The sequence below is a fragment of the Comamonas sp. BIGb0152 genome, assembly GCF_024809975.1.
Taxonomy (GTDB): Bacteria; Pseudomonadota; Gammaproteobacteria; order Burkholderiales; family Burkholderiaceae_C; genus Comamonas.
On sequence record NZ_JANUDY010000006.1, the window covers coordinates 1 to 22,279 of the forward strand.

Sequence of the window (22,279 nt, forward strand, 5' to 3'; positions counted from 1 at the left end):
ATCCGGCAGGATTCCTCTGAGTTGCTGAAGCGTGGTAACTCCAGTTTCCCAGACCTGTCCGGTTGAACAACCTATTGAAACATCACACCTAGGGAATGCGACGGCGCGTCACCAAAAGCGCTGGAGGGGGCCAGGCGGGAGCGCAGGTATGGCCGCAGAAAAGCAGCTCCTCAACCTCGGGGCTTGGGAGTCTTCTGCTATCGAATCAGCTGCGAATCCGGGGCATTACCGCCGGTTACGAGTTAGACGGACCTTGGCCGCAGGCACCACAGGGCCGTGCCCGCGATGCTGGCGGCCAGCACCAGCACCCACAGTGCGCCCAGTTGCCAGCGCTCCAGCGCCAGGCCAAACAGAAAAGGTGCACTGGCCTGCGCCATGCGGGCCGGCACCATCAGCAGGCCCTGGCGCTGGCCATAGCCTTGTGCGCCAAACATGGCCAGCGGCAAGGTGCCGATGACCACGGTCATGATGCCGTTGCCCAGGCCAAAGGCCAGCGCATAGCCCCAGCCTGCCGAGGCACCGAACACCGCCAGGATCAAGGCCGCCAGCGGGTAGGCGATGACGGCAATGCGCGCCGACCACAGCGGATGCGCGCGGCGCAGAAAAGCGTAGTCCGCAATACGGCCCGCCACCTGTGCTGGCCCCACCAGCGCGGCGGCCGCCACCGCCGCAGCAGCCGTGGCGCCGCTGACGGCCAGCAGGCGCGGCAGGTGCGACATCATCGAGGTGCCGATGAACCAGACGGCTGCAAATGTCAGCGCCAGCAATGCCAGCGTGCCCATTTGTCCGCGCAAAGAAGCGGCCGGGGCTGGGGGCAAGTCGGCGCCCTGGGCGGGCAAGGGGGATGCAGGGGCCGTGCGGCTTGGCGCCTGCGGCAAGCTGGCATGCAGGGGCAGCAGCACCAGCAACTGCACGGCTGCCCAGACCAGGCAGGCCTCGCGCCAGCCCCAGCTGTGCAGCAGCCAGGTGGTCAGGGGCCAGCTCAAGGTGCTGGCAAAACCGCCAAACAAGGTGATGCCCACAATGCTGCCGCGCGCCGCCTTGCCATACAGGCGCACGGCAGTGGCAAAGGCTGCCTCGTACAGCCCCGCGCCCATCGCCAGCCCCAGCAGCAGCCAGACCGCAAACAGCTGGCCCTGCGTCTGCACGCGGGACAGCAGCACCAGGCCCAATGCAAACAGCAAGTTGGTGGCCATCAGCAGCGGGCGCCCGCCCCAGCGGTCAATGAGCCGCCCCGCGACGGGGCCGGTGAGCGCCATCACCAGCAAGGCCAGCGAAAATGCGGCAAAGATGCGCGATGACGGCAGGCCCAGGCTCTCGCCCATCGCGCCCGCCAAAATGGCCGGCAAGTAAAACGCCGATCCCCAGGACAGCATCTGCCCCAGGCCCAGTTTGCAGGTGGTCAGCACCTGCCTGGGAGCAAAGGCGTTGGGCGGGAAAAGGGGCATGGTCGGCATCGGGTCATCGCAGCAGCGCGCCATTGTGCCGGGTATGGCCGCCCCACACAGTCACTCTGGCGCCGCTCGCGCGACCCAGGCCGTCGGCAAAGCCGCGACGGGGCGGCCGATGCGGGGCGCGGTGAAAGGCTGGAGATGCGGCAACTTAACGGGGCGGCACTGCCTGCAGGGCCTGTGCATGGCGCAGCAGGCGCTCGCGCATATCCTGCGCGGCAGGGCTCAGCGATTGCCCGGCCAGCCGCAAAATACCCAGCCGGCGCATGCGCTGGGGCCCCACCAAGGGCACAAAGGCCAGGCGCTCTGCGAGCATGGCAGGCACCCCCAAGCGCGCCAGCACCGTCACCCCTACATTCGCCTCCAAAAGCGCCAGCATGGTCAGCATGGTGCTCACCTGCATCACCGGCTGCTGCAACCAGCGTGCTTGCTCAGGCCATGCGGCCAGCTGGTGGTGTGCGGTGGTACCTAGCAAGGGCAGGCCTTGCAGCGCCTCCCAGCGCAGGCGTTTGCGCGCCGCCAGCGGGTGGCTGCGGCTGCAGACCAGGCCGAACGGGTCATCCACCAGCGGATCGACAACGATTTCCGCCGTGCCCGAGACCGTGCTGCCCACACCAAAATCGACCTCGCCATCGAGCACCATGCGTTCGATGTTGCGCGAGTTGTCGTCCAGCAGCCGAACCGACACGCCCGGATAGTCCTGCTGGTAGCCCTGTACCAGCCGGGGCAGCCAGTTGCCAGCCACCGCTGCAATGGCCGCCACCGTCAGCGTGCCCCGGTCCTTGCGCACAAAGGCGGACACGGCGCTTGCCGTGCGGTCATGGTGCAGCACCAACTCGCGCAGATAGGGCAGGCACTGGCGGCCCAGCGGTGTCAGCAGTGAGCGCCGTCCCGGCTCCAGCAGCGCGCCACCCAGGCGCTCTTCCAGCGCCTGAATCGATTTGCTGATGGCCGGCTGGGTGCGAAACGCCTTGTCGGCAGCGGCATGAAAGCCGCCGTGTTCCGCCACCAACAGGAAGTGGCGCACCTGGGCAATGGGCAAATCGGTCAGCATGGCAGCTGATTCCTTTTACTTATCAAAAGATAAATATTATTCCCTATGTAGATCAGACCTGCCTGACTACGATGGCGCCATGCCTGAGACTGCCCTTTTGCCTGACGCCGACCCAGAGGCCTGGCCCCTGAGCCGCCCTGCGGCCCCGCTGGATTCCATCGACTGGGCCGCACTGCGCGGCCCGCTGGTGGTTGCCCTGCCTGGCGCTGGCTGCAGCCCTGCGGTGCTGGGCGCGGTGCGTGCACCGGGCTGGACGGTACAGCCGGTGGACTGGGCCCAGCCTCCGCACAGCCCCTACGCTTGCGATCCGCCTGCGGTGGCGCAGCGGCTGGCCGATGGTTTGCGCGCGCGCGTTCAGGACCGGCAGGCCGGCCCCGTGGTGCTGCTGGGCTACTCCGTCGGTGGCGTGCTGGCGCTGATGACGGCGCTGCAACCCCGCTTGCCGCTGGCAGGGGTGGTGACCGGCAATACCGGCGCCCACAGCCGCCGCCACGGAGACCCGGGCTTTCCCCAGCGCGTGCGGGAGGCATGGACCCCTGCCGCCCAGCAGGCGTTTCTGCAGGCCTGCTTCGCATCGCCGCCACCGCCAGCGCTGTGGCAGCAGCTGTGCGACTACCTCGCCAGCCTGCCGCCCGCCGCCCTGCTGCAAAGCCTTGAAGGGCTGCGCGCCGTGGATCTGAGCGCGCAGCTGCGGTCGCTGCCATGCCCCGTTCTGGTACTGCACGGCGAGCGCGACCAGCGCCGCAGCGTAGCCGATGCCAGGGAGCTGGCAGCCTGCATCGGGCATGCCCGCCTGCAGCTGCTGCCCGGCGGCCATACCCCGATGGTGGATTGCCCGCAGCAGTACCTGCAGGCCCTGCACCCTTTTCTGCACATGCTGCGCAGCACACCGCCCGCCCAGCCAGAACGCCCAGCTTAAAAACCCAGGAGACAAGACCATGCCTAGTTTCAACCCCTCCCGCCGCAGCCTGCTGCAAGGCATGGCCAGCCTGCCCTTGGCCTGCCTGCCGGTCGCCCGCGCCCTTGCCAGCACAGCCGCCTGGCCAGCGACCAAGCCCATCAGCATCATCGTGCCCTCCGCCTCCGGGGGCGCCGCCGATTTCATTGCCCGCACCTTCGCCCAGCATGTGCCGCGCACGCTGCCCGGGGCCACCGTGGTTGTGGACAACCGGCCCGGGGCGGCGGGCATCCTGGGCACACTGGCCGCCAAAAGCGCTGCCGCGGATGGCTACACCTTTCTGCTGACCAGCAATTCCACGCATGCCGCCAATGTCTCGCTCTACCGCAAGCTGCGCTATGACCCGCTCAAGGATTTTGTGCAAATCGGCATGTTTGGCCATTTCAGCTCCGTGCTGCTGGTGCGCGCCAACGCCCCCTTCAAAACCCTGCCCGAGCTGATAGCGGCTGCGCGCAGCCAACCTGGCAAGCTGAACTATGGCTACTACAGCTCATCGTCCCAGGTGCCCGCCGAGCTGCTGCGGGTGCTGGCCAAGCTGGACTTCCAGGGCGCCTCCTACAAGTCGGTCACCCAGATCCTGACCGATCTGATGGGGGGCCAGTTGGACTTTGTCTTTATCGATACCTTGTCTGCCGCGCCCGCGCTGCAAAATGACCGGCTGCGCCCCATCGCCGTATCCAGCCCACAACCACTGCCGGCACTGGCACAGGTGCCTGCGGCCCATACCGTGGTTCCGGGGCTCGAAGTGCAGGGTTGGTTTGGCCTGGCCGCCCCCGCAGGGACACCCGCCGTGGCCGTGGAGGGCATGGGCCGCGCCTTGCAGCAGGCCATGGCCGACAGCGCGGTTCAACAGGCATTTTCAGAACGCGGCTTTGAGAACCAGTGGCGCTCCGGGCCCGACCTGCAGCGCTTCATCCAGGACGACATCCGCCGCTGGGCCAAGTGGGTGGACATGGCCGGCATTGAGCGGCTGTAAAGCAGCTCGCGCGTGGGTGCCTAACGGGCTGCCAGCCAGTGCTGCACAATCGCCAGCGCATAACGGCTGGCCACCGTCTGGACAAAGGCCGGAAAGTCCAGATGCGCGCTGTCATCGGCCCGGTCCGAGATGCTGCGCATGGCGGCAAACGGCAGGCCGTGGTCAGCGCAGACCTGGGCGACGGCAGCACCTTCCATTTCCACCGCCAACGCATCCAGCCCGGCGGACTGCAAGCCGCTGCGCAAGGCCTGTACTTCGGCGGCACTGCTGACAAAGCGGTCGCCGCTGACGACCAGGCCCTGGTGCATCTGCGGCGCGGGCAAGCCCAGCTCAGCGGTCCAGGCCGCCGCGCCGCTGGCCAGGCACTGCTGCACGGCCTCGGCCAGTTGTGCGCTCAGGGCCACGTCGCAGTCAAAGCGTGCCCGGCCATAGCCCGGCACCTCGTAGCGCGGAAAAATCGGCGATGCATCCATGTCGTGCTGCGCATAGCTGCGGGCCACCACCACGTCGCCCACTTGTACGCCCTCGCCCAGGCCGCCGGCCACACCGGTAAAGACGATGGCCTCGGCGCCAAAGCGCTCGATCAAGCTCACCGCCGTGCTGGCTGCTGCCACCTTGCCAATGCCCGACAGCGCCAGCACCACCGCGTGGCCGTGCAGCTGGCCGCAGGTGTAGCGGCGGCCGGCATAGTCGGTGCTGCGGGCATCAGACAGCAAGCCGGCAATGCCGGCCTGCTCTTCGGGCAGGGCGCTGAGAATGGCGAGGGTCACGTCAGAATCCTAAACAAGAAAGCGGAGATTGTCGCTGCAATCTCCGCCCTCGGTGCTTTCGCTACGGTGTCGGCGGCAGCGCTGCTGCGGCGCAGTGCCGCTGCAGCGCTCAGGCTTTGGTCGTTTCGTCCCGCAGCTCGCGCCGCAGTATCTTGCCCACTGGTGTCTTGGGCAGGTTGTCGCGAAACTCGATGTACTTGGGCCGCTTGTAGCCGGTCAGGTGCTCGGCACAATGCGCGCGCAACTGCGCCTCGGTCACATCGGCCGACTTGCGCACCACCACCAGCTTGATGGCCTCGCCGGTCTTCTCGTCCGGCACCCCCACCACCGCGCATTCGGCCACGCCGGGGAAGGAGGCGGCCACGTCTTCCACCTCATTGGGATAGACGTTGAAGCCGCTGACCAGCACCATGTCCTTCTTGCGGTCGACGATGCGGAACATGCCATCGGGCTCCATGATGCCGATGTCGCCCGAGCGGAAGAACTGGTCCTCGGTCATGGACTTGGCGGTCTCGTCCGGGCGCTGCCAGTAGCCGGCCATCACCTGGGGCCCACGTATGCAGACTTCGCCGCGCTCGCCCTGCGCCACGGGCTCGCCGGCATCGTCCAAGATCGCCATGTCAGTGCCCGGCATCGGGTAGCCAATGGAGCCCGAGGCCTTCTGGCCTGTGCCCACAAAGTTGCAGCTGGCCACCGGGCTGGTCTCGGACAGGCCATAGCCTTCGACGATAGGCTGGCCGGTGCGCTGCAGCCAGCGCTCAGCCACCGAGGACTGCACGGCCGCGCCGCCCCCCACCACCACGCGCAGGTTTTTCCAGTTCACCTTGTCGAAATCGGGGTGGCTCATCAGCCCATTGAACAAGGTGTTGACCGCGGGCAAGGTGTGGAACTCGTACTTGCCCAGCTCGCCCAACACCGCCTTCATGTCGCGCGGATTGGGGATCAGCAGCACCTGGTGGCCCAGGCGCATGGACAGCAGAAAACAGACCGTGAACGCGAAGATATGGTAGAGCGGCAGCGCGCAGACGCACAGGGGCTGCTCGCCTTGCGGAATGGTTTTGAGCGCCGGCCCATACCAGGCCTGTACCTGCATCACATTGGCGCCCAGGTTGCGGTGCAGCAGCACGGCGCCCTTGGCCACGCCGGTGGTGCCGCCGGTGTATTGCAGCGCGGCCATGTCGTCTGGCCCGATCTCCACCGGCGAGAAGGCATGGCGCTCACCCTGGCGCAGCGCGTCCTGGTAGCGGATGCTGCGCTCCAGGCTGAAAGGCGGCACCAGCTTCTTGCTGTGGCGCACCACCCAGTTGACGATGCTGCCCTTGAGCAGGCCCAGGCAATCGCCCATGCTGCAGACGATGATCTTGTCGAGCTGGCGGTGCGCGGCGCAGTTCTGCACGGTGGCGCCAAAGTTCTCCAGCACGATCATCACCTTGGCACCACTGTCCTTGAGCTGGTGGTCCAGCTCCGAGGCGGTGTAGAGCGGGTTGACATTGACCACCACCAGCCCGGCGCGCAGCACGGCCGCCACGGCCACCGCATACTGCGGCACATTGGGCATCATCAGCGCCACGCGGTCGCCCTTGGTCAGCGGCAGGGTCTGCAGGTAGGCGGCCAGCGCCACGCTGTATTCATCGAGCTGGCGGTAGCTAAAGCGCGCGCCCATGTAGTGCAGCGCGGTGCGGTCGGCATACTGGATAAAGGCCTGGTTGAGCAGCTGCACCAAGGTGGGAATGCGCTCGGGGTCGATGTCCTCGGGAATCTCAGGGGGGTAGGCGGCCAGCCACGGGCGTTCGGTCATGCACAAGTCTCCTGTTGGCGCTTCTGCGGGTGCCAGCGCCCTCTGCGCCTGGCTCGCTGCTCGCCATGTTGTTAGATCGCGTTCTATTGTGCAAATTCTGCGCCGATTCCAAGTCTGGAAATACCCTTGCAAAAGACAAAAAAAGCCATGACCGAGGCCATGGCTGGGTATCAGCAGCAGAAACCGTCAGCGCCCTGCGGGCGCAGCCACAGCTGACGCCTTCTCTTCATCGGCCTTGGCGTTGGGTTTTTCCTTGCCAAACAGCACATCGGAATCGTCCTGCTTGGTCTCGTAATAGGGCTGCTGGTCAATCTCGTAGGGGAAGGGCGGCACCGTCAGCACCCCGTTGAAGTAGCCGGTGCTCTCGCGCATGGAGCGCGCCAGGTCTTGCGCCCAGCGATCCAGCGCGCGGCCGGCGGCCAGAAAATCAACGCTGCTGCGGATCGGCGGACGCACCAGGCGCTGGTCCACCAGCACCTGTGCTTCCACATAGCCGCCATTGCTGGTGGTGAACTGGTAGGACACATAGGCCACCGGGCGGGCAAAGTAGACGCCGGCTGCTTCCAGCCGGCCCGCCATCGCCGCATCGTTCTTGACCAGCCAATCGCTGCTGTTGGCCGTGCGCTTGATGCGCAGGCAGTCCACGCGGCCAATGTTGAGGCCCTGGGTGCGCTCGACGAGCACGCCCTTTTGCTTGGGGCAGTCCTGGGTCCAGACGGTGCTGCGGTTGTTCAGGTCATCTACGTTGGAGCGCAGCGACATCACGCCGACCAGCTCTCCCAGCTGGGTGCGCATCTGCCAGAGCTTGGCCTGCAGCGGCTTGTCCTGGGCCAGGTCCTGGGGCAGCACATCCAGCAGCTCGCTGTCCGTGCCCCAGTAGGTCCACTGCAGAGCGGCGTTTTGGTCCATGGACACCAGGGTGCGACCGACCGGCTCCACATGGGAGGGCAGCGGCGCGCAGGCGCTCAGTACCACGGCTGCGGCGGCACACCCCAGCCAGGACAGAGAACGGGCAGCAGAAAAAGACATAGACGGATCCTGAAAACAGTAGCGGCGGCCAACAGTACAGCGCGTGGCCTGTGCCACCGCCAAGCCCTGCATCATAGCAAGGCCCTTGCGGATTCTGTCTGAGGCCGCCGGGGCGAATCAGGAGACTTTGGCAGTGAATGTATCAAAATGCATCACTCGCTCTTGCAGCTCTCCGGCAGGTACTGTTGCGCAGCACCATCAGCGCTGCAATGCCAGAGCAGCTTGCCGCCCTCGCCCAGCATGGGCTGCATCTGCAGCTGGCCATGCACGGTGATCGCCGTCAGCGACATGTCTTCGCTGTCATACATCAGCGCAGCGGCCTGCTGCGGCGATACCCCCGCATCGGCCAGCGCGTCGGGTACTTCTTCATAGCTCTGGTAGTAGCGCGACAGCGCCTGGCGTACCGGCTCAGCCTGCGCCCACTCCTTTTGGAAGACTTCCTTGCCCTTTTGGGACTGCATGCCTTGCATCAGCATCTGGCTGAAAGCACCACCACCGGCACCACCTGCGCCTTTGAGCGCCGGCAAGGCAATGGCTGCCGCGATACCGATGATCGCGATCACCATCAGCAGGCCCACGGCCCCGCCCCCAGCCCGGCCGCCATAGGGCACAAACAGCGCAAACAGGTACGAGAAGGGGTTGCGGCCCGGCATCTTGATGCCGGGGCTGATCATGCGCGCCACACGCTTGGTGAGCCAGGGGTAGCCGTTCAGCAGCTCATGCAGATCAGGGAAGAAGCCCCGGTTGCTCATGGTCTGGCGCGCATACTGCACCAGGTTGATGGTCTTCCACTTCTGCGCGCCAGCGGCCAGCACCGACAGCGCGCGGCCGGCCGATTCCGAGCCTTCGCAGCAGGCGCGTCCGTGCAGGTCGCAGGTGTATTCCTGGGCGCGCGCATAGGCCGCGCCAATCAGCGGCAGCCACAGCACCGGCATGCGCCAAAAGTGGCCGGTCAAATGGCCTTGCTTGATATGGCCTAGCTCATGGCCAAAGTAGAAGTTCACGCCATCGGGCAGCGCGCGCATGGCGTCCACCGTGTCGCTGAGCACAATGACAAAGTTGCGGCCCAAAAAGCGGGTGGCAAAGGCATTCATCATGCCGTCGCCTTGCAGCAGATAGGCCTCGGGCGGGTCGACCAGCTCCAGCTTTTTGCAGCACTGCAGGTACTGCAGGTACAGCTCGGGGAACTGCTCGTCCGACAGGCGCACCCCGGTGCCACGCAGCCAGGCGATCAACGCCGACTGCGCAAACAGATAGAAAATGAAACCGATGAGCAAGTAGATCAGCACCGTGCCCAGGCTCAGTAACAAGATCAGCAGCCATGCCAACAAGCCCAAAACCAGGGTGATAGCGCCCAGGGTCCGCTCGCGCGGATAGACCCACTCCTTCATAGGTGTCTCCTTTGTAAAGAGCGCGTATCATGCCCGAGCCGCGCGGCCTTTATAGGGAGAATTTATAGGATGTTGCATAGCAGCAACTGCCTCGCCGCTAAGCTTACTTGCGGCTTACTTCGCGCAGGGTCACCAGCTCTTCAGCCATGGTCGGATGGATGCCAATCGTCTGGTCAAACACGGCCTTGGTCGCGCCGGCCTTGATCGCCACCGCAAAGCCCTGGGTGATCTCGGCCGCATCGGCGCCCACCACATGCAGACCGACGACCTTGTCGCTGGCATCATCGACGACCAGCTTGACCAGGCAGCGCTCGCTGCGGCCCGACAAGGTGTGGCGCAGCGGCTTGAAATCGCTGCGGTAAATGCGCACGGCCCCATGGCGCTCGCGGGCCTGCGCCTCGGTCAGGCCCACGGTGCCAATCTGCGGATGGGTGAAGACCGCCGTGGGGATGTTGTCGTAGTCCATCACCCGCGCGGCCTTGCCCGCCTCGGGGCCCCAGAGATGGTCCACCCAGGCCATGGCTTCGGCCAGGGCCACCGGTGTCAGCTCCATGCGCCCCACCACATCGCCCAGCGCATGCACGCTGGGCTGGGCGGTGGCCAGCTGCGCATCGACGACGATGGCGCCGCTCTTGTCCAGCGCAATGCCCAGCGCCTCCAGGCCCAGGCCGGCCACATTGGCCTTGCGGCCGGTGGCATACAGCACCTGGTCGGCATGCAGCAGCGTGCCATCGGCCAAGGTCAGCGTGCGCTCACCGCTGGCGGTATCGCAAGCAATCGATGTGACCTCGGTGTTCAGGCGCAGGTCCAGGCCGCTCTTGCGCATCTCCTCGGCCACAAAGCTGCGCACCTCGTCATCAAAGCCGCGCAAAATCTGCTCGCCCCGGTGCAGCAGGCTCACCTGCACCCCCAGGCCATGGAAGATGCTGGCCATCTCGCAGCCGATGTAGCCGCCGCCCACAACCACCAGCCGGCGCGGCAGCTGGGCCAGGTCAAACATCTCGTCCGAGACGATCACGTGCTCGCTACCCGGCAGCTTGGGGTGTACCGGTGTGCCACCCGTCGCGATCAAAATATGGGCTGCGCTGAGTGTGCGCACATCGGCGCCATCGGCCGACACCACGACGGTATGGGCATCGGCCAGCCGGCCCTGGCCCACAATGCGCTCCACCTTGGCATTGCGCATCAGGCCTTCGTAAATGCCATTGAGCCGGGAGATTTCCTGCGCGCGTGCTGCCTTCAAGGCCTGCCAGTCCAGTGCAATCGCCTCGGGCATTTGCCAGCCGTAGCCCCGCGCCTCTGCAAAGGCCTCGGCATAGCCGGCCGCATAGCTGTAGAGCTTTTTGGGGATGCAGCCCACATTCACACAGGTGCCGCCCATAGCTTTGGATTCCACCACCGCCACCTTGGCACCCCGCGCTGCCGCCATGCGGGCGGCCCGCACGCCCCCCGATCCGCCACCAATCACCACCAGATCCAGGTCCCAGGAATGGCTTGTCTGCATGCTCTGCGCTCCTTTGTTTGCTATGCCTTGCATTGTGCAAAAACACGGGCTGCAGCGCCCGCGTGCGGTTATCGACAGATGGCGTAGGCCAAAAGCAAAAGCCTGCAACGCACAGGCAGTTGCAGGCTTTGGCGGCCAGTGCCGGGCACTGGCTAAAGAGGCAATTTACTTGACCAGCTGGGCCAGATCGCCAGCGCTGTACTTCTTGGCCATCTGCTCCAGGCTGTAGCCCTTGATCTTGCCGCCCTGGCCTTCGCAGCCGAACTCGACGTAACGGGCCTTGCAGATGAGCTTGGCCGCTTCACGGGCGGGCTTGAGCCATTCGCGGGCGTCGAACTTGTCGGGGTTCTCGGCCAGGAACTTGCGCACTGCGCCGGTCATCGCCAAGCGGATGTCGGTGTCGATGTTGATCTTGCGCACGCCGAACTTGATGGCTTCCTGGATTTCCTCGACCGGCACGCCGTAGGTTTCCTTCATCTTGCCGCCGTACTGGTTGATGATGGCCAGCAAATCCTGGGGCACGGACGAGGAGCCATGCATCACCAGGTGGGTGTTGGGGATGCGGGCATGGATTTCCTTGACGCGCGAGATCGCCAGGATGTCGCCCGTGGGCTTGCGGCTGAACTTGTAGGCGCCGTGGCTGGTGCCGATGGCAATCGCCAGTGCATCGAGCTGGGTGGCCTTGACGAACACGGCCGCTTCTTCGGGGTCGGTCAGCATCTGGCTGTGGTCCAGCTTGCCCACGGCGCCAATGCCGTCTTCTTCGCCGGCTTCACCGGTTTCCAGGTTGCCCAGGCAGCCCAGCTCGCCTTCCACGGTGGCACCGATCTGGTGGGCCATGGCGACGACTTTTTGCGTCACATCGACGTTGTAGTCAAAGCTCGATGGGGTCTTGCCGTCGCTCATCAGCGAGCCGTCCATCATCACCGAGCCAAAGCCCAGGTTCAGCGCGCCCTGGCAGATCTCGGGGGTGGTGCCGTGGTCCTGGTGCATCACCAGCGGGATGTGGGGGTACATCTCGGCCGCTGCCTGGATCAGGTGCTTGATGAAGGGCTCACCGGCGTACTTGCGGGCGCCAGCGCTGGCCTGCAAGATCACGGGCGCGCCGACTTCGTCTGCCGCCGACATCACGGCCTGGACTTGTTCCAGGTTGTTGACGTTAAAGGCAGGGATGCCGTAGCCATTTTCGGCGGCATGGTCGAGCATTTCGCGCATCGAGATCAAAGGCATGGTGGTCGGGTCCGTTTAAATGCAAAGAAAAAGTGCTGCAGCGCCCGCCGCAACACCCTGGATTCATATTCGCGGCATGGTAACCGCTTGGTAACTGCCTATTTTAGCAAGCTCAGGCCATCTGGGCGAGCGCCATACTGAGGCGATAGCAAGTGGTATAGGGCGGCATGGCTGTCGGCTGCGCAAATTCCCCTCCGTGCAAGGCCATGATGCGGCGCACAATCTGGTGGCCCAGCTGCAGGCTGTCCACCGGCTCGGGCACGGGCTGCGCACTGTGGCGGCCGCCATCGTCACAGACCTGCAGCCAGCACTGGCCGCCATCCACGCCCGCCTGCACCTCGATCTGGGTGCCCTCGGGGGTGTGGCGCAGCGCGTTCTCGACCAGGTTGCGCAAGGCCGCCTCCAGCAAGACCGCATGGCCGCTGACCCACAGATGCTCGGGCATCTCCACCGCCACACTGCCCCCGCGCTGCCAGGCAGCCTGTGCATATTCGGCCCCCACCGTGCGCGCCAGTTGCGCCAGGTCCACCGGCGTGGCCTGCTCGGTCAGGGCTACGCGGCTGCTGCGGGCCAGGGCCAGGATCTGGTTGAGCACATGGCCGGCACGCAGCGCATCGGCATGCAGGCGCTGCACCGCCTGGGCCTGCTGCGCCGGCTCCAGCCCGCCTTGCAGCGATTGCGCATGCAAGCTGATGGAGGTCAGCGGGGTGCGCAATTCATGGGCCACCTGGTTGGCCAGCTGGCGCTCGCGCTCCATCGCCTCGTCATTGCGGTCCAGCAGGCGGTTGAAAGCATGGGTGACCGCCCGGAACTCCTGCCAGTTGTGGCCGGTGGACAGGCGCTGGCCCTGCTCGGGTTCGAGTCGCTCCACATCGTGCGAGAGCTGGTGCAAGGGCTTGAGGCCGGCGCGGATCGTGAGCCCCAGCACCAGGGTGACGACCGGCAGCAGCCACAGCCCGGGCAAAATCATCTGCCCGGCAATGTCATCGGCTAGGTCATCGCGCTCCTGCAGGTTCACCAGCACGGCCACCTTGCGCGTGTGCTCGGTATTCCATTGGGTGAAGGTGCGCCAGACCTCGTGCTTGGGCCCCAGCTGCGCATCGAAAAAACCACTGCGCCCATCGGCAAAATGCAGGCGTGGCGCACTGCCGACATTGAGCACCAGGTCGCCATCCGCACTCCAGACCTGCAGGCTCATCGACTGCTGGTAGTCATGTGCATGCAGGCCCGGCAGGGCCACGCGCTCGGTAGGCAGGCCCGGTGGGGTCTGCGGGTTGGAGGGGATATTGAGCACCAGGGCAGCGACGCCAGCCAGGTGGCCGTCGGTCAGCTCGTCGGCTTCTTCGATGCCGGTCTGGTAGGCCCAGTAGACAAAACTGGCCCAGACGACGACCAGCGCGCCCAGAATCCAGACCAGCAGCCGGGTCTGCAGCTGGGGCAGGCGCTGGGGCTTGGCTGCCGCCATCACAAAGCCTGGTCCTGGGGCATGAAGTAGCCCACGCCGCGCATGGTCAGGATGTAGTCGGCGCCGAGCTTTTTGCGCAGGTGGTGGATGTGCACCTCCACCGCATTGCTCTCGACCGAGGCATCAAAGCTGTAGAGCTTTTCTTCGAGCTGCTGGCGCGACAGCACCCGGCCATGGGCCTGCAGCAGGATCAAGAGGATGGTGTAGGCGCGGGGAGACAGTTCGACCCCTTCGCCGCCCAGCCGCACCTGGTGCTGTGCCGGGTCCAGCACCAGATCGCGGTAATGGATCAGCGGATTGGCGCGGCCAGCGGCGCGGCGCACCAGTGCGCGCAGGCGGGCCTGCAGCTCTTCGGCATCAAAGGGTTTGGAGAGGTAGTCGTCGGCGCCCAGATCCAGGCCCTCGATGCGGTCATGCACGCCGTCACGGGCGGTCAGGATGATGACGGGGGTTGCAGGGTCGGGCAGGCACTTGCGCAGGCCCGTGGGCGCGGGGGCGTTGCGCAACTGTTGCAACAGGCGCGAGCCATCGCCATCGGGCAGGCCCAGGTCCAGCAGCACGACATCAAAGCCCTCGGCGGTCAGCGCGCGCCAGGCCTCGGCCAAGCTGGGGCACCAGTCCACCGCATGGCCGCGCTGCTGCAAATTGGCCTTCAGGCCCTCTGCAATGCCGGCATCGTCTTCCACCATGAGTATGCGCATGGCTGGCATTGTGCATGACTTGGACCTGCGCGCCTATGGCCTGCACCATGCGCCTGGGCCATTAAGAAGCTTTTAAGCGGGGGGCGCTAACATGGCGCGATGCCCTCCCGCCCTTCCGCCTTGTCAGTCGATACGCACGCCCCTTTGTACAACCGCCGCTGGCTGCTGGCCACCGTGCTCAGCTTTGTGCTGATCGCGCTCTGGGATGCCTGGGGCCAGGACCTGGCAATGGCGCATCTCTGGGGCACGGCGCAGGGTTTTGCGCTGCGCGATGACCATTTCCTGGTCACCTACATGCACCAGGGCATGCGCAACCTGGGCTGGGTGGTCGTGCTGGCGCTGAGCCTGGGCGTCTGGCTGCCTTTTGGCCTGCTGCGCCAGCTGCCCACCGCCCGCAGGGTGCAGCTGCTGGTCAGCATTCTGGCCTCGCTGGCGGTGGTGGCCATCCTCAAGCGCAGCAGCGCCACCAGCTGCCCCTGGGATCTGTCAATGTTCGGTGGCGTGGCGGACTATGTATCGCACTGGCGCTGGGGCCTGCATGATGGCGGCGCCGGCCACTGCTTTCCGGCCGGCCATGCAGCGGCGGGTTTTTCCTTTGTCGGCGGCTACTTTGCGCTGGCGCGCAATGCGCCACGTGCCGCTCGCTGGTGGCTGGCCGTGTCCCTGGCCGTCGGTCTGCTGCTGGGCGTTGGCCAGCAGATGCGCGGCGCCCATTACATGAGCCACACCTTGTGGACCGCCTGGCTGTGCTGGACGGCGGGCCTGGCCATCGACATGGCCATGGCGCGCAGGCACCGCCAAGCAGCGGTGTAAGCGGCCGCTGGCTCAGCCGACCAGGCGCCAGTGGTTGTCAAACATCAGCCCGGTCACCGCATCGAGCGCCGCCACCGCTTGCTCGCTGCTGCGGCTGGTTCGCTCGGCCACCCCATGACCGCCGCCGGCCCATAGCCGCGCGCCATCGCGGGCCAGCGGGCAGACATCGCCTTGGGGGCTGGCGCCAAGAAAGCGCGCCTCGGCATCGAACCAGGCCATGCAGTCAGACTTGGGGCAGCTGACCACAAAACCACCTTGCGCCAGTGGCGCGCATTCCACACTGCCGCCGTAACCGGCCAGCGGCGGCTGGTCTTGCGCCAGCTGCAGGCGCTGGCCATCCCATACCGCAAAGATGGGCGCACTCTGGCGCCGTGCGTCGTCGTGCTCGGCCTGCAGAGCGATGCCCAGGCGCTGGCGCGCGGCATCCCAGGCCAGGTGGCGGATCGACAGGCGCGGGTCGGGCAGCTTCCACTGGCCCAGCAAACGGCCATCGGCGGGGTGCAAGGCCACCAGCGACGGATCCATGCTGTCCAGCCATTTTTTGCTGCGGCCAGTCTCGCTTTGCGTGGGGATGCCGCCGTTGGCGACGACCAAGGTGCCCGCTGGCAGGCCGCCCAGCGCGGCAGGCAGCACCAGCAGCTCATGCGGGTCCATGCCATGGCTGCGCCATTCGGCCAGCTTGGCCAGGCTGCGGGCATCGCGCAGGCCGATGCAGCCCTGGCTGTCTTCCAGATCGGTTTCGGTGGTGAACAAAATGCCGCTGCTGCCCGCGCCCTGCGGTGCCGGCCCCGCCAGCGCCACATGGCCGTTAAAGCAGCGGTCCTCCTGCATCCAGGCCCATTGCAGCGCCCCCGTTTTGGGCTGCCAGCGCAGCAGCCAATCTCCGGGCCGGCGGGCGGCAAACACCAGTTGGCCATCGGGCAGGGTTTGCACACCATGGCCGCGTGTGGGCAGCGGGGTGCGCGCTGCAATGCGCCAGGCATGGCCGCCGCCGGCTTGGGGCAGCACTTCGAGCACCCCCGCCCAGTCCTGCGCCATCGCACTGGGGCCATCGCGCCAGACCGCCGCCAGCCGGGTCACGCCCGGCGCGCTGCCTGCCTCTTGGGCAAAAGACAGCTCGGCCAAGCCCAGCGCGCCCATGGCCGAGGCACCCAGCCCGCGCAGCAGCGCGCGCCGGGGTATGGGTACGGATAACAGGGCGGTAGTGGTCACCGATGCGCTCCCGGGTGGCCGCTCAGTCGCCATCGCTGTCGCTAAAGCCCAGTGGAATATCGAGCGCCGGCGCGATCTCGGCCTGGTACAGCGCGGTGATGCCCTTGAGCTTGGTAGCCAACGCCAGAATCTCGGTATTGGCCTGCGCGCCTTCCTTGGCAGGCGTCTTGCCGGGGGCCGGCATGGCGGCATCCACCACACCCATCGCGTCGCGCCAGCGCTGGGCCAGTGCGATATGGCCCTTGCTGAGCAGCAGCGCTTCGATGGAAATCAGATCTTTGCCGGGCACAGGCGGTTGCTGGCGCTGTGCGGGGGTCAGCAAGGCCTGGGCATGCAGGGCCTGCCACTGGGTTTGCCACTCGCGCCAGTTGTCGGCCATTGCAATGCGCGCAAAGGCGGGGGCCTTGTTGCTGCCCTCAACCACCTTGACGGGCTTTTCCATCTGCGCCCAGCGCAGGCGCTCCAGGCCGCCCAGCCACTGGTTGATCCATTCCTCGATCGCCGCGCCGGTTTCCTTGGCGCCGGGACTGGCCACATCTTCGGGTTCGGTTTCGGAGCCTTCGACACTCCAGGTCTTGCTCTGCAACGGCGCCAGCGCGGTCTGCAGGCTTTGGGCTTCGGCGCTGATCGCCTTGGCCACCTGCAGCGCAAAGGCGCACTCGGGGCTTGCCGGCTGCAGGCCCTGGCTCAGCAGCCAGTCCAATGCGCCAAAACCCTTGGCGGGCGTGCCCACCAGCTCCATGTCAGCAGCGGTTTGCGGGCCTTTTTTGACGGCGCGGGCAATCAGCGCCGTGCGGATCGGCGTGAAATCGATCTGCCGCAAAGAGCGGCGCTCCACCAAGGGCCCCACGCTGGGCGTGGCCAGCTGCAGCCAGGCGGTATGGCTGCGCTGCCACTGGCTGCGCAACTCTGCCGCTTCGGTTTTGGCGGCAGCGGCCGGCCCCGCGCAAAAGCCGGCCAGCGCCTGGTCTTGCGCGCTGGCGGCCTGCACAAAGGCGGCAGCGCGTGCCGGCAGGTGCTGACCATACAGGCTTTGCAGCGCCTGGGCGGCGGTGTAGTAAGGCATGGGGGTGTCGGCAGCCTGCGCCAACGGGGCAGCGCTGCCCATGGCGGCCAGGGCCACCAGGGCGCAGGCCCTGCCTACGGATTGCGCGGCCTTGGCAGGCCACCGGTTCAGACCGACTTGCGTCATAGCGACTCCACAAATTTGACCAAGGCCTCGCGCTCGGCGGCGTCCATGTTCAGCACCTGCTGCTTGGCCTGCTCGGCCTCGCCGCCATGCCACAGAATCGCCTCGAGCACGCCCCGCGCGCGGCCATCGTGCAGCAGACGCTGGTGGCCGTTCACATCCTGGATCAGGCCAATGCCCCACAGCGGCGGGGTGCGCCACTGCTGGCCGCTGGCCAGAAAGTCCGGCCGGCCATCGGCCAGCTCCGGGCCCATGTCGTGCAGCAGCAGATCGGTATAAGGCCAGATCTTTTGGCCGGCAATGTTCTTGGCCGTCAGCGGCGGGAAAGGGCCGGGGCCGGTCACATAGCTGGGCTTGTGGCAGGCGGCACACTGCGCCTGGGCAAACAGGCGCTGGCCCAGCTTGACGGCCGAGTCGTTGATGTTGCGGCGCGCAGGCGGGGCCAAGGTGGCCTGGTAGAAGATCACATCGTCGAGCGTCTTGTCGTCAATCTCAGGCGCATCGGCACGGGCCTGGGCGGCTGTGCGGCCGGCGGTGGATTTGTCCAGACCGCCGCCATGGGGGGCGGCCAGGCAGTCCTTTTGCGCCGGGGTGCAGTTTTCGCTCGGGAAGATGCGCGAGGTGATGCCCATGTCGCCCGAGAAGGCATTGGCCGTCTGGTGCGCCACGCTGGGCGAGTTGGCCTTCCAGCCAAAGCGGCCAATCGCCTCGCGCTGGCCATAGGCATCCCAGACCCGGTTGACCTGGCCCTTGATAGGACCGTCCATCGCCGCCTGCGCCTGCACATTGGCCAGAATGTCGGCCTCGGCAATGGCCTCGATCAGGCCCACGCCCACCACCTGGGGCGCAATGCGCGGGCCCAGCATCACATCCTTGGCCATGGGCCCATAGCCCAGGTCGGTCAGCTCGTAGCGCGGCTTGATCAGCTCGTAGGCCGTGCCATCGGCAAAGCGGCCTTGGATGGAGGTGCCATGGATGCGCACAATGCCCTCGGGCTTGACGCCCTGCACGGCCGCATTGTTGAACTGGTCGCCATAGGTCGGCTCAGGCACCACGCCGGCATGTGGATTGGCCTTGCCCGGCACGGACAGGCGGATCAGCAGCGCCACCGTCGGCTCGGGATCGGGCCCCAGGGTGCGTTGGAAGGCCGGCGGCTCACCACGCCCATCCATGATGTGGCAGCCCGCGCAACTGCGGGCAATAAAGTGCGGGCCTAGCCCATCGCGCAGCCGGGTCGAGGCCGGTGCCTCCACCCAGTTGCGCTTGAAAAAGGAATTGCCGATGACAAAGCGCGTGCGCTCTGTATCGGACAGCGACGCAAACGGGAACGAGAACGCGTTCTTGCCGGTGGCGAACACGGTGGTCGTGCCGCCGGTCATCTCACTGGGGTCTTGCGCGGCAGCGGCTGCTGGAGCCGTTGCCGTCTGCGCCACGCTGGCCTGCGGGCGCAGGGCCACCGCCAAAGCGGCGGCAGCGCACAAAGCCGCTGCTGCCCATGCCAGGCGCCCTGTGCGGCCACCGGGCGACTTGTCATTCATCTTCGCAAACATAGTGCAGCAACGGTCCTTCGTCAGGGCTGGACCAAGGTCAGCATGGTGATGCCGATGGCATTGGCGGCCTGCACCAGCAGCTTGGACTGCTCGGTGGCACTGTCCACCGCCGCCTGGATGCGCTTGCGACCCGGTGCATCCGCGCCGCCAATGATTTCGCGGTCAAACGGTGCCTGGATGCCTTCGGTCGCCTTCACGGTGCTGGCGATCTGCGCGCTGGTCTTGCCCGACAGCTCGGCGTTTTTGGCCGCAACCAGCTCGGCCAGCGATGCCACTTTCAGGCCCGTGCCATCGCGGCGCTTGTACTGGCCCAGCCAGACATTCTGGATACCGGTGGCATTGGCGACCATGTCGCGGTGGGTGTTGTCCGAGAAGCAGGAATGCTCGTCTTCCTGGTCCTGCGAGTTCAGCGGCACTTCCATGCGCTCTCCGGCCAGTTCGCCACGCGACAGCGATCCCAGGCCGACGATGATCTTGCGCACCGATTCCACACCGCCCTTGTCGAACTGGGCGCGGTAGTTCTTCTGGCCTGGAGCCCAGGCCTTGGCCACACCCGCCAGGTCGTCGATCAGCAGCTCGGTCACCACCTTCAGGTACAGGCGGCGGCGGTCAGCGTTGGCGCGTTTGCCATCCACATAGTCTTCAAAGGAGCGGTCGCCCGGGCCGGTTTCGGACAGGTCCTGGCCCCAGAGCAGAAACTCGATCGCGTGCCAGCCGGTGGCGATGTTTTCTTCGCCACCGCGCTCGTTTTGCTTGGCCAGGTTGGCCTTGCTGATCTTGAACTTGGGATCGTTGATAAAGCCGGCGTTGGCCTTGCCTTCGACATAGTCCACATAGGACTCGTCCATGGGCCAGGCATTGATCTGGCCTTCGGGGCCGTTCTCGTCATCAATCGGGCCGCCGTAGAAGCGGAAGGCTTCCGTCTGACCGTAGAACTCACGGGCATCGAGCCAGCTTTTGCGCGCGGCTTCCAGGCTTTGTTTGGAGGGCGCCGCCAGGAAGGCGGCAATGGCGGTCTGCATGTCGCGCGCCGAGGCCAGGCTGTCGCTGTAGTTGGCATAGACCAATTGGCTGTAACCCTGGGCCACCGCGCGTGCGTCCAGCTTGCTGGCCTTGGCTGCAGCGGTCTGTGCCAATGCGGGGCTGGCCATACCGGCCACTGCGCCCAAACCCAGGCCCAAGGCCATACCCAACACCGAACGGCGTACTAGTCGTTGCGACATAGATTCCCTCTCCAATAAATATGCAGGCACAGCGGCGCTGTGCTGCTAACAACAAGGGTTTGGCTGGGCTGCTCTATGCGTGCGTGTTGTCGGTTTTTTTCGCAGCAGCTTGGCTAGGTGATCGAAGGCCAGGATTGTAAAGGCCGATGTGCCCCTGTCTCGGGCGCAAAACCGCCTGGCTTCGAATGGATTCAGCGCAGTCCCTTGATCCACACGGACGTGCGGGCAGGCTCGCTGAAGCGGCATAGTATGGCCGGAGTCGAAAATCCGCACAAAGTTGGACGGCTCTACAGGCGTAAAAAAGGGGCGCCTGCAAGCGCCCCTGTGTCGGTTGAAGGCCGGAGCGCGTTACACCACGCGGCTGATCTTCATCATGTTGGTGCCGCCGGGCGAGCCCATCGGTTCGCCACAGGTGATCGCATAGATATCGCCGCTTTGCACGATATCGCGGGCCTTCAAATGCACCTCGGCCTGGGCCAGCGCGGTATCGCGGTCGGCGCTGGTGTCCATCAGCAGGGGGCGCACATTGCGGTACAGCGCCATCTTGCGCTGCGTGGCCACCTTGGGCGTCAGTGCGTAGATGGGGATCTGGGTGCGGTGGCGGCTCATCCACAGCGCGGTCGAGCCGCTGTCCGTCATCGCAACCAGGGCCTTGGCGCCCAGGTGGGTGGCGGTGAACAAGGCGCCCAGCGCAATGCTCTGGTCAATGCGTTGGAAGGTCTTGCCAACAAAGTCGGTGTCGTTGTCCCAATCGGCCGAGGCCTCGGCCTGGGCACAGATGTCGACCATCTCCAGCACCGTCTCCAGTGGGAACTTGCCAGCAGCGGTCTCGGCGCTCAGCATCACCGCATCGGTTCCGTCCAGCACGGCATTGGCCACGTCGCTCACCTCGGCACGGGTGGGCACGGGGTTGGTGATCATGCTCTCCATCATCTGCGTGGCGGTGATGACGACCTTGTCCATCTCGCGCGCCATGCGGATCATCTTCTTTTGCAAGGCCGGCACTGCGGCGTGGCCCACTTCCACGGCCAGGTCACCGCGCGCCACCATGATGCCGTCGGACACGCGCAGGATGTCTTCCAGGTGCGGAATGGCTTCGGCGCGCTCGATCTTGGCAATCAGGCCCGGGCGGTGGCGGTACTCGGCCGCCGCCACCATGCAGAGCTGGCGCGCCATTTCCATGTCGGTGGCGGTCTTGGGAAAGCTGACGGCCACATAGTCGGCCTGGAAGCTCATCGCCGTCTTGATGTCGTCCATGTCCTTGGCCGTCAGCGCCGGGGCGGTCAGGCCGCCGCCCTTTTTGTTGATGCCCTTGTTATTGGACAGCTCGCCGCCCAGCTTGACGGTGGTGTGCACCGCATCGCCGCGCACGGCGTCCACGGTCAGCACAATCAGGCCGTCATTGAGCAGCAGCACATCGCCGGGCTTCACATCGCGCGGCAGTTCCTTGTAGTCCAGGCCCACGCCCAGCAGGTCACCGGGCTCCTTGCGGGAGGCATCAAGCACAAACTTGGCGCCCGGCTCCAGCATCACCTTGCCTTCGGCAAACTTGCCAACCCGGATCTTGGGGCCTTGCAGGTCGGCCATGATCGCCACCTCACGGCCGGCGCGCAGCGCCGCTTCGCGCACCATGCGGGCACGGTCCACATGGTCCTGCGCCTTGCCGTGGCTGAAGTTCAGCCGCACCACATTGACCCCCGCGCGGATCATCTCTTCGAGCAGGGCCGGCTCGCTGGAGGCGGGCCCCAGGGTGGCAACAATCTTGGTGGCGCGGCGGATCTTGGGCGAAATCATGGGCAGGTCCCCTGTGTCTTTGTCTCAAAAGTGGGGCCGGCTCCGTCACCAGAGGCCGACCCGATGTAATTCAGTTCCATTCTGACATGAGAAACGTGCACGGCGAGTTACAGCGCGGTTTCATTCGATGTGCGTTTGCACAATTGCACGGCCCAGAAAAAACACCTGCGC

General features: G+C 65.9%; 18 protein-coding genes. 3 read left to right on the forward strand and 15 right to left on the reverse strand.

All coding sequences use genetic code 11. The features are described from left to right. Positions 1–242: 242 nt before the first annotated feature. Together M2375_RS12945 and M2375_RS12950 are read right to left on the reverse strand one after the other, a co-directional pair. Positions 243–1,448, reverse strand: a complete 1,206-nt coding sequence (locus M2375_RS12945) for an MFS transporter (RefSeq protein ID WP_259167744.1) — start codon at positions 1,446–1,448, stop codon at positions 243–245. 154 nt (positions 1,449–1,602) lie between these two features. Continuing rightward, a complete protein-coding gene (locus M2375_RS12950; protein WP_259167746.1) occupies positions 1,603–2,505 on the reverse strand; it encodes a LysR family transcriptional regulator in 903 nt (300 codons plus the stop codon). A gap of 79 nt (positions 2,506–2,584) precedes the next feature. Here M2375_RS12950 and M2375_RS12955 point away from each other — a divergent pair, with 79 nt between their 5' ends. Together M2375_RS12955 and M2375_RS12960 are read left to right on the forward strand one after the other, a co-directional pair. After that, a complete protein-coding gene (locus M2375_RS12955; RefSeq protein ID WP_259167749.1) occupies positions 2,585–3,424 on the forward strand; it encodes an alpha/beta fold hydrolase in 840 nt (279 codons plus the stop codon). A gap of 19 nt (positions 3,425–3,443) precedes the next feature. Then, the gene (locus M2375_RS12960) at positions 3,444–4,439 is read left to right on the forward strand and encodes a tripartite tricarboxylate transporter substrate binding protein (RefSeq protein ID WP_259167750.1); all 996 of its coding nucleotides are present in this window, start codon (positions 3,444–3,446) and stop codon (positions 4,437–4,439) included. Between the two features lie 20 nt (positions 4,440–4,459). Here M2375_RS12960 and M2375_RS12965 read toward each other — a convergent pair whose 3' ends face one another. The 8 genes from M2375_RS12965 to M2375_RS13000 form a co-directional block, all read right to left on the reverse strand. Continuing rightward, positions 4,460–5,209 carry a 5'-methylthioadenosine/adenosylhomocysteine nucleosidase gene (locus M2375_RS12965; RefSeq protein ID WP_259167752.1) on the reverse strand — a complete coding sequence of 250 codons (750 nt, stop codon included), beginning with the start codon at positions 5,207–5,209 and terminating at the stop codon, positions 4,460–4,462. A gap of 109 nt (positions 5,210–5,318) precedes the next feature. Beyond that, positions 5,319–7,007: an AMP-binding protein gene (locus M2375_RS12970; protein ID WP_259167754.1), complete on the reverse strand. Its 1,689-nt coding sequence runs from the start codon at positions 7,005–7,007 to the stop codon at positions 5,319–5,321. A 186-nt stretch (positions 7,008–7,193) separates the two neighbouring features. Continuing rightward, the gene (locus tag M2375_RS12975) at positions 7,194–8,036 is read right to left on the reverse strand and encodes a hypothetical protein (RefSeq protein ID WP_259167756.1); all 843 of its coding nucleotides are present in this window, start codon (positions 8,034–8,036) and stop codon (positions 7,194–7,196) included. Between the two features lie 152 nt (positions 8,037–8,188). Next, the gene (locus M2375_RS12980; protein WP_259167758.1) at positions 8,189–9,427 is read right to left on the reverse strand and encodes a M48 family metallopeptidase; all 1,239 of its coding nucleotides are present in this window, start codon (positions 9,425–9,427) and stop codon (positions 8,189–8,191) included. A gap of 103 nt (positions 9,428–9,530) precedes the next feature. Further along, positions 9,531–10,931, reverse strand: a complete 1,401-nt coding sequence (gorA, locus tag M2375_RS12985; RefSeq protein ID WP_259167759.1) for a glutathione-disulfide reductase — start codon at positions 10,929–10,931, stop codon at positions 9,531–9,533. Between the two features lie 165 nt (positions 10,932–11,096). Then, positions 11,097–12,161, reverse strand: coding sequence for a class II fructose-bisphosphate aldolase (gene fba / locus M2375_RS12990; protein ID WP_259167760.1), 1,065 nt, complete (start codon positions 12,159–12,161; stop codon positions 11,097–11,099). A gap of 112 nt (positions 12,162–12,273) precedes the next feature. After that, complete coding sequence (locus tag M2375_RS12995; protein WP_259167761.1) at positions 12,274–13,626, reverse strand: histidine kinase dimerization/phospho-acceptor domain-containing protein; 1,353 nt, start codon at positions 13,624–13,626, stop codon at positions 12,274–12,276. Continuing rightward, positions 13,626–14,327: a response regulator transcription factor gene (locus M2375_RS13000; RefSeq protein WP_259167762.1), complete on the reverse strand. Its 702-nt coding sequence runs from the start codon at positions 14,325–14,327 to the stop codon at positions 13,626–13,628. Before M2375_RS13000 ends, M2375_RS12995 begins: the two co-directional genes overlap by 1 nt. Before the next feature lie 99 nt (positions 14,328–14,426). On the opposite strand from M2375_RS13000, the gene M2375_RS13005 reads away from it, so the two are divergent. Further along, the gene (locus tag M2375_RS13005; RefSeq protein ID WP_259167763.1) at positions 14,427–15,140 is read left to right on the forward strand and encodes a phosphatase PAP2 family protein; all 714 of its coding nucleotides are present in this window, start codon (positions 14,427–14,429) and stop codon (positions 15,138–15,140) included. Between the two features lie 12 nt (positions 15,141–15,152). Here M2375_RS13005 and M2375_RS13010 read toward each other — a convergent pair whose 3' ends face one another. The 5 genes from M2375_RS13010 to pyk all read right to left on the reverse strand — a co-directional run bounded on the left by M2375_RS13010 (position 15,153) and on the right by pyk (position 22,108). Continuing rightward, positions 15,153–16,352 carry a DUF1513 domain-containing protein gene (locus M2375_RS13010; protein WP_259167764.1) on the reverse strand — a complete coding sequence of 400 codons (1,200 nt, stop codon included), beginning with the start codon at positions 16,350–16,352 and terminating at the stop codon, positions 15,153–15,155. Between the two features lie 22 nt (positions 16,353–16,374). Beyond that, the gene (locus tag M2375_RS13015; RefSeq protein WP_259167765.1) at positions 16,375–17,544 is read right to left on the reverse strand and encodes an imelysin family protein; all 1,170 of its coding nucleotides are present in this window, start codon (positions 17,542–17,544) and stop codon (positions 16,375–16,377) included. Continuing rightward, positions 17,541–19,091, reverse strand: a complete 1,551-nt coding sequence (locus M2375_RS13020; RefSeq protein ID WP_259167768.1) for a di-heme oxidoredictase family protein — start codon at positions 19,089–19,091, stop codon at positions 17,541–17,543. Before M2375_RS13020 ends, M2375_RS13015 begins: the two co-directional genes overlap by 4 nt. Before the next feature lie 20 nt (positions 19,092–19,111). Next, a complete protein-coding gene (locus M2375_RS13025) occupies positions 19,112–20,242 on the reverse strand; it encodes an imelysin family protein (protein ID WP_259168299.1) in 1,131 nt (376 codons plus the stop codon). A gap of 420 nt (positions 20,243–20,662) precedes the next feature. Then, positions 20,663–22,108, reverse strand: coding sequence for a pyruvate kinase (gene pyk / locus M2375_RS13030; RefSeq protein WP_259167770.1), 1,446 nt, complete (start codon positions 22,106–22,108; stop codon positions 20,663–20,665). Positions 22,109–22,279: the final 171 nt, after the last annotated feature.